General features: G+C 71.2%; 7 protein-coding genes. 3 read left to right on the forward strand and 4 right to left on the reverse strand.

Annotated features, from left to right (window positions below):
- Positions 1–148: 148 nt before the first annotated feature.
- Positions 149–721, reverse strand: coding sequence for a peptidase inhibitor family I36 protein (locus tag ACWGKU_RS39870; RefSeq protein ID WP_452179110.1), 573 nt, complete (start codon positions 719–721; stop codon positions 149–151).
- Positions 722–933: 212 nt separating this feature from the next.
- Positions 934–1,077 (reverse strand): hypothetical protein, encoded by a 144-nt coding sequence (locus tag ACWGKU_RS39875; protein ID WP_401048889.1) that lies wholly within the window; start codon positions 1,075–1,077, stop codon positions 934–936.
- Here ACWGKU_RS39875 and ACWGKU_RS39880 point away from each other — a divergent pair.
- Complete coding sequence (locus ACWGKU_RS39880) at positions 1,076–2,299, forward strand: glycosyltransferase (protein ID WP_452179109.1); 1,224 nt, start codon at positions 1,076–1,078, stop codon at positions 2,297–2,299. The genes ACWGKU_RS39875 and ACWGKU_RS39880 overlap by 2 nt on opposite strands.
- A gap of 63 nt (positions 2,300–2,362) precedes the next feature.
- Here the strand turns inward: ACWGKU_RS39880 and ACWGKU_RS39885 are convergent, their stop codons facing one another.
- On the reverse strand, positions 2,363–2,710 hold the full coding sequence (locus ACWGKU_RS39885; protein ID WP_452179108.1) for a hypothetical protein: 348 nt from the start codon (positions 2,708–2,710) through the stop codon (positions 2,363–2,365).
- An 89-nt stretch (positions 2,711–2,799) separates the two neighbouring features.
- On the opposite strand from ACWGKU_RS39885, the gene ACWGKU_RS39890 reads away from it, so the two are divergent.
- Both ACWGKU_RS39890 and ACWGKU_RS39895 read left to right on the forward strand, forming a co-directional pair.
- Complete coding sequence (locus tag ACWGKU_RS39890) at positions 2,800–3,828, forward strand: phosphotransferase family protein (RefSeq protein ID WP_452179107.1); 1,029 nt, start codon at positions 2,800–2,802, stop codon at positions 3,826–3,828.
- Positions 3,815–4,522: a hypothetical protein gene (locus tag ACWGKU_RS39895; RefSeq protein ID WP_452179130.1), complete on the forward strand. Its 708-nt coding sequence runs from the start codon at positions 3,815–3,817 to the stop codon at positions 4,520–4,522. The genes ACWGKU_RS39890 and ACWGKU_RS39895 overlap by 14 nt, the downstream gene beginning before the upstream one ends.
- A gap of 150 nt (positions 4,523–4,672) precedes the next feature.
- Here ACWGKU_RS39895 and ACWGKU_RS39900 read toward each other — a convergent pair whose 3' ends face one another.
- The gene (locus tag ACWGKU_RS39900) at positions 4,673–6,190 is read right to left on the reverse strand and encodes an FAD-dependent monooxygenase (protein WP_452179106.1); all 1,518 of its coding nucleotides are present in this window, start codon (positions 6,188–6,190) and stop codon (positions 4,673–4,675) included.
- Positions 6,191–6,575 lie beyond the last annotated feature (385 nt).

Below are 6,575 nucleotides of genomic sequence, written 5' to 3' on the forward strand. Positions count from 1 at the left end.
GGCCCCCCCCCAACGCACCCCCCGCCCGCCCCCTGAGGGGGGGGCGGCCCCCGCCCGTGTCGGAGGCCGCCCCCACGGCTGCCCGGCAGCGCCCGTCCACCGGCCCGGCACGGCGCCGGCGGGCGCCCATACCGGCGCGCGGTCCGGCTCAGCAGGGGCTGAGCCACCAGACCCAGTCCCAGGAGGCTTCAACGTCCCAGCTCAAGCCACCGGGTGAAGTCCAGCCGAGATTCCCGTTGCGGTCGTAGAACGTGGCGTGCAATGCGGCCCGCTGATTGTTGATCCACGATCCGGTCCCGGTCCAGGTGATGCGATTCAGCTGATTGCAGGTGAAGAACTGCAGGGACGTGCCCCAGAAGTTCGGCAAGCTGAAAGCGCATACATAGGTGTACGGGCAGAACTCTTCGGGACCGTCCGGCGCGGAGAGGTCACGAGCCCGCTGCTCCCCGGGCAACGGAATGAGCAGTCTCCCTCCCGCGCTCAGGTCGATCTTGTTGATGGCCGTCTGGGTCCCGCCCATTGTGGCCAGATAGCCGTTGACCGTGTCCTGAAGTGCCGCAGCCTGAGAAGTGTTCAGCCCGACGCTCCTCGCCTGGGCCGAGAAGTCGGGGCGGGCACTGTTCGGGCCTGGTCCGGAGACGGCACCGGCCGTACCCGTGGTCGCCAAGATCGTGAAGACCGTCACCGCTGTCGCGATGACGGCTTTTCCCAACGCTGTCAACCTGCGAATTCCATGCCTTGCCACCGAGCCGCCCCCTCCGAGAGATGCCCTCTTCTCGCACGGGAAACAACCTCTTTCGCGCGCCCCGCTTTCTGGGGCCGACGCAATGGGAAGGCGTTTCCACAGGTGTGCGCCTTGAGCCGGGCTTTAACTATGCACCTGGGAGCGCAGGTTGAGGCAAGAGGCGGGGTCGATTTATTATCGGCCAAATTTCAACGAAGGTTGGCCCCCTCTGCGCGGTCGGTGGCGGTGAGAGCGGCGCGCCCGGCGAGCAGCCGTCCGTACAGCCCCAGGTCCCCGGCGGTGAGCGGGCGGAGCCGAACGAGTACGGGCCCGTCGTGGAGAATCACCTCCATGCGCATCCTGATCGTCACCACCGGCTCCCGCGGGGACGTCGCACCGTTCACGGGCCTGGGCCGGCGCCTGATGGACGCCGGGCACCGGGTCGCCGTGGCCGCCCATCCGACCTTCACGACACTGATCGAGTCCTGCGGCCTGGAGCACCGGCCGCTGCCGGGGGACCCGGAGGAACTCATCCGCGCCAGGGCCCGCGCGACCTCCCCGGAGGAGACCCGCGCGCTGATGACCGCGTTCGTGGACGGGCTCGCCGACGGCGTGGCGGACGCCGTGGCGGGCGGAGCCGACCTGCTGCTCACCGCCTTCGCCCCGTCGCCGCTCAGCCGCACGGCCGGGGAGGCCCACGGCGTGCCCGTCCTCGGCACCTACCTCACGCCCGCCTTCGCCACCAGGGAGTTCCCGCTGTCCGGCCCCGCCGGCAGCGAGGACCTGGGACCGGAGGGCAACCTGGCCGCCGGCCAGGAACGGCTCCGGAGCGCGGACCGGTTGTTCTCGGGCGCCGTGGCCCGGATGCGCGAGCGCCTCGGCCTGCCCGGCACGACACCACCGCCGCCGCTCGGACACACCCGACCGGTCGTCCACGGCTACAGCCCCCTGCTGCTGCCGCGCCCGGCGGACTGGCCGGCTCCGGTCGACGTGGCGGGCTTCTGGTGGCCCGCCCGGCCGCTGGATTGGCAACCCCCGGCCGAACTGCTCGACTTCCTCCACGCCGGTCCGGCCCCGGTGTTCATCGGCTTCGGCAGCATGGCACCGGGCGAGGGTGCCCGGCTCGGCGAACTGGTGACGGCGGCCGTGCGGCAAGCCGGCGTGCGCGCAGTCGTCCAGGCGGGCTGGGCCGGCCTGGAGGCGGCGGGCGACGGCATCCTGTCCATCGGCGACCTCCCCCACGACTGGCTCTTCCCCCAAACCGCCGCCGTTGTCCACCACGCCGGAGCCGGCACCACCGGCGCCACGCTGCGCGCCGGCGTCCCCGCCGTACCGGTGCCCGTCATGGTCGACCAGCCGTTCTGGGCGGCACGGCTGCACCGGCTGGGAGTCGCCCCGCAGCCCGTGCCGTTCGCGGACCTCACCGCCGAACGCCTCGCCGCCGCCATCACGGCCGCGCTGGCCGAGCCGGTCCGCCGCCGTGCGGCCGTCGTCGCCGGGCTGATGGCAGCCGAGGACGGCGCTGGCGCCGTCCTCGACCACATCGCCCGGATCGACGAGAACCCCGGCCGCTGAGCCCCGCCGCCCGCCGACGGCCTGACCGCCGACGGCCCGACCGGGGCGGCGGAGCCGAGCCGATCATGGGTGCTTCGCAACGCACAAGATCACGCCGAGGCCGTACTGCTGTCCGGTGGACGACCAGGCCGTGACGGTCTCAACAGGCGGCCCGAAGAGGGGTGTTGGCGGCACGGTCAGCTGCGTCGGCCGGCCCTGATGTCGCAGCGGGGTGGACCAGCCGCCGACGGGAACCAGCCGCTCTCCGCTCACCCGCACGACGACCGGCTTCCCGTCCTCGAAGCCGATTCGATCGCCGACGGCCAGGAAGAGCGGTCTTGCCGGCTCGAAGGCGTAGCCGTTGTCGGTTTCAAAGTCCTCCACCAGGACCAACCGCGACGTCGGCGTGGCCCCATCGGCAATCAGTCGCATGCCGAGATGGTCCCACGCCGTGCGATGCCACCACGGGCCAATCCAGCAGGCCGGCAGGCCAGAGGGACTGCCGGCACTAGCATGCGTGGATGGACCTTTCGCATCTCGGCACGCCGATCGGGCCGATGACTCGCGTCCACGGCGGGTTCGCCAACCGGATGTACCGGCTCGACACCGACCAAGGGTCCTTCGCGGTGAAGGAGTTGAACCTCGTCGACCGCCGCTGGACCTATCGTGTCGAGGACGTGTTCAGGTTCGAGCGGGCGGCCTTCGCCGCCGGCATCCCGATGCCGGAGCCGATCTCGGCCGGCCACCGCACGCTCGTTCATCGATGGGTCGAGGGAGAGAAGGTGCCGGAGGCACCGGTGTCGGCGGCGTACGCGTTCGAGATCGGTGAGATCCTCGCGCGCATCCACGCGCTCGACGTCGCGTGGCCCCATGAGTCGATCGAGGAACCGACGTCACGGGACTGGCCCGAGCTCGCCGCGCGGGCGGCGGCGACCGGACAGCCGTGGGCCGACGAACTCGCCTCTCACGTCGAGACGTTCCTCGCGATCGCCCACTTCGTCGACACCTGCGAACGGCCGGGCCCCGTGGTGCTGACCCACAGGGACATCCAGCCGTGGAACCTGCTCGCTCGGGAGGGGCGGCCGGTGGTGCTCGACTGGGAGCTCTCGGGGATGCTCGACCTGTCCGGCGAGCTGGGCTCGACCGCGCTGAGCCTCGCGAAGGGGCCCGGCTTCGACGGCATCGAGCCCGCCGTCTTCCGCTCGGTCCTCGACGGCTATGTCACGGGGGGCGGAGCGCTGCCGCCGTCTGGTCCGAGCTGGTTCGTGTTCATGGTCGCCGGCTGGCTGGGGCACACGAGGTGGAACATCCTCCGGTGCCTCGCCGGTGTCGAGGCGAGCACCGGCCCCGGCCTCGCGCTGTCTCACGAGTCCGTGCGCAACGGCGTGCGCGGCCTCCCCGACCTGTTCGGCCGGCTTCCGGAGCTTGGGGCGCTACTGGTGGGCTCGCGTATTCAACCGTCGCGAGTCGACCCACCTGACTTCGGCGCTGCTGGTGAGTGTGACAGCCGTGGGGGAGAACCTGGGTGTCAGGGGCATCCGCTTGGATGAGCACGTGACTGTCCATGACGTAGCCCGCCGGCTCCCTTCGATCGCCGACCTGCGGAACCTGTGCCGCTCACTGGCGATGCTCGATGCGATCTTGAGCCCGGACTGGGAAGGCCGGTACTACTCCTTCAACGCGGGCTGGGCCGACGGCGAGGAGATGGCGTCGATGCGCAACGGGTCGGGGGACGAGTACTCCATCGTGTTCTCGGCTGCCGGGGCCTATGTCCGTGGATTCGACCACGAAGCGCCGATGAGCCCGTACGGCAACGACGGCGAGCCCTGGCCGGGAGTGATCGACGAGGTTCCGGAGGTCTTCAGGCCCTTCGTCGAGGAGCCGGCGTTCACCGACGAGGACGACGTTCCCGTCGTGACGGCCTGCCTGTGGCGGGAGGCGACGGACGATCGGTGGCGGCACGGCATGATGGACTTCCCCGCCGAGTGTTCCGACCCCGACGGGGCAACGGGCCTGTTCGAGCTCCTGGTCGACCGTTCGCCGGAAGCGTTCCAGCGCTTCGCCGAGGACTCCTACGAGGTTCCCGTGGACCTGGAAGCGGTGCGCGACGTCTATGCCTTGCGACCGCTGAGCCGGAAGCTCGTGTCATCGCTGAACTCGGAGCTCACCCTCGTGGACCTGGCCGAGGACATCGCCGAGATCGGCTACCCGCAGCCGGTCCGGGGCGTGATCCGAGCTTCGTGAAAGCGACGGGCCCGATATCGACGGAGCGGTGTGAAACGACCCCGGCGGCCGTCAGGCCGCCGGGGTGGGTCCCACGATGTTGAGGGTCGGGCCTTCGCCGTCCGGGACTTCGGAACCGAAGGCGACGCCGGGTGCCGGGCGGCGCCCGTTTCAGCTTTCCGGACCGCCGAACCAGCGGTCCGCGGCCCGCTCGAACGCTTCACGATCAGGTGCGCGATCGCCTGCCCAGGCGACCACGCCGTCGGGCCGGACCAGCACGGCACCCAATCCGAGGTCGTCCTTCGCCGGACCGGCCGCGTACCGCATCCGGCTCTCCCAGCCCCTCGCCGGACCGTGCAGGCATCGGTCGGCGCTGAAGTCGAGCGTGACGCCCCGTCCGTCCCGCATCAGGTCGCCAAGACGGGTGCCGTCTTCCATGCAGAAGTCCGGGGCGCTGCGGCCGGCCAGCGGGTGCTCGCTGCCGAGGTCGTAGCGGATGGACGATCCCGATATTCGCTCGAACACGTAGGTCGTTCCGTCACGGGTGTTGATCAGGTCGCGAATCACCCCTTGGACGGCTTGGCCGTGCGGGTCCGGCCGCATGGCCGCCACCTGTGCGCGCGACCAGTCGAGCACCGCCGACCCCACCGGATGGCGCTCGCGGCCGTAGGTGTCGAGAAGTCCGTCCGGCGCGTGTCCGTGCACGGCCGCCGCCAGCTTCCAGCCCAGGTTCAGGGCATCGCCGATGCCGGCGTTGAGTCCCTGCCCGCCCAGGGGCGAGTGGATGTGAGCGGCGTCGCCCGCGAGCAGGACGCGTCCGTGCCGGTAGGCCGTCGTCTGCATCGCCCGATCGGTGAAGCTCGACGCGAGACGGACCTCGCTCAGTGTCACGTCGGTGCCGGACACCCGGCGCAGAACCGTCTGGAGATGGTCGCGCGTCGGCTGCCGCGAGCGATCGAACGCGCCGCCGTCGAAGTCCAGCACGGCGATGTAGTCCCCCGCGGGCTGGAGGTACATGCCCGTGGGTGTCAGATTGAACCCGGGGCTCAGCTTCTCGGGGTCGGCGACGGTGGCGAGCATGGTGTAGCCGGTGCACAGCGGCTCGGTCCCGACGAAGTCGAAGCCCGCGAGCCCGCGTACGGTACTGCGTCCGCCGTCGCAGCCGACCAGCCAGCGTGCCGTGTACGCGTGTTCGCCCGCCTGCGCGATCACGCTCCCGTCGTTGTGCGCGATGGCCGAAACCGTGACGCCGCGCCTGACGTCCACGCCCAGCTCGGAGGCCCGCTCGGCCAGCACCGCCTCGATGGCTTCGACGTGTGTCGGCATGCCCTCCGGTGCCGGGTTGGGCAGCCGGTACGGCAGGGCCGCGGAGTCGATCCTGGCCGGATCGAGCATCATGCCGGCGAAGTGGCCACCGCGACGGGGAACCGACGGCGCGTCCGGTCCCGGGTGCGCGCCGGGCTCGTCGTCGACGCCCGATGCCTTCACCAGCCGGTGCAGCATCCCGCGGCGGTAGAACGCCTGGACCGAGGCGGAGGACAGGCCCCGGATGCCGAGCGGCAGCGCCTTGAACGGCGAACGGGGTTCCGGATCCCGTTCGAGCACCAGGACCGAGCAGCCCGCGAGGCCGAGCTCGCAGGCGAGGAACAGCCCCACCGGGCCGGCGCCCACGATCACTACGTCATGCACAAGAGATCCCCTTCCCCTGAATCCGCAGCCGGATCGGCACCCGGCGGGACCTCTTGAAGGTCCCAGAGCCCACCTGCATCTGACCGGCGCATCACCGACAGGCCGCTGACACCCGACCGGCGGCCTGCCGGGCACGCCGCCCTCCGCGCCCCCGGTCCGTGTCCGGTCCCGGGGTTCCCGCGGGGCTGCCCGGTCAGCGGAGCGACGGCGTCGCGGGCGGCCCACTCGGCGAAGGGGCGAGGGACGTGGCCGAGGACCCGCCGGGGATGATCGCCCCACCACCGTGCGTGCGGTGTGACGTCTACGGGCGGGTGCCCTTGACGTTGGGCTGGGTCTTCTGGTTGTAGATCTCCTGGCCGTCCGCGTTGTAGGCGTGGACGTCGGG

The sequence above is a fragment of the Kitasatospora sp. NPDC054768 genome (assembly GCF_053612025.1).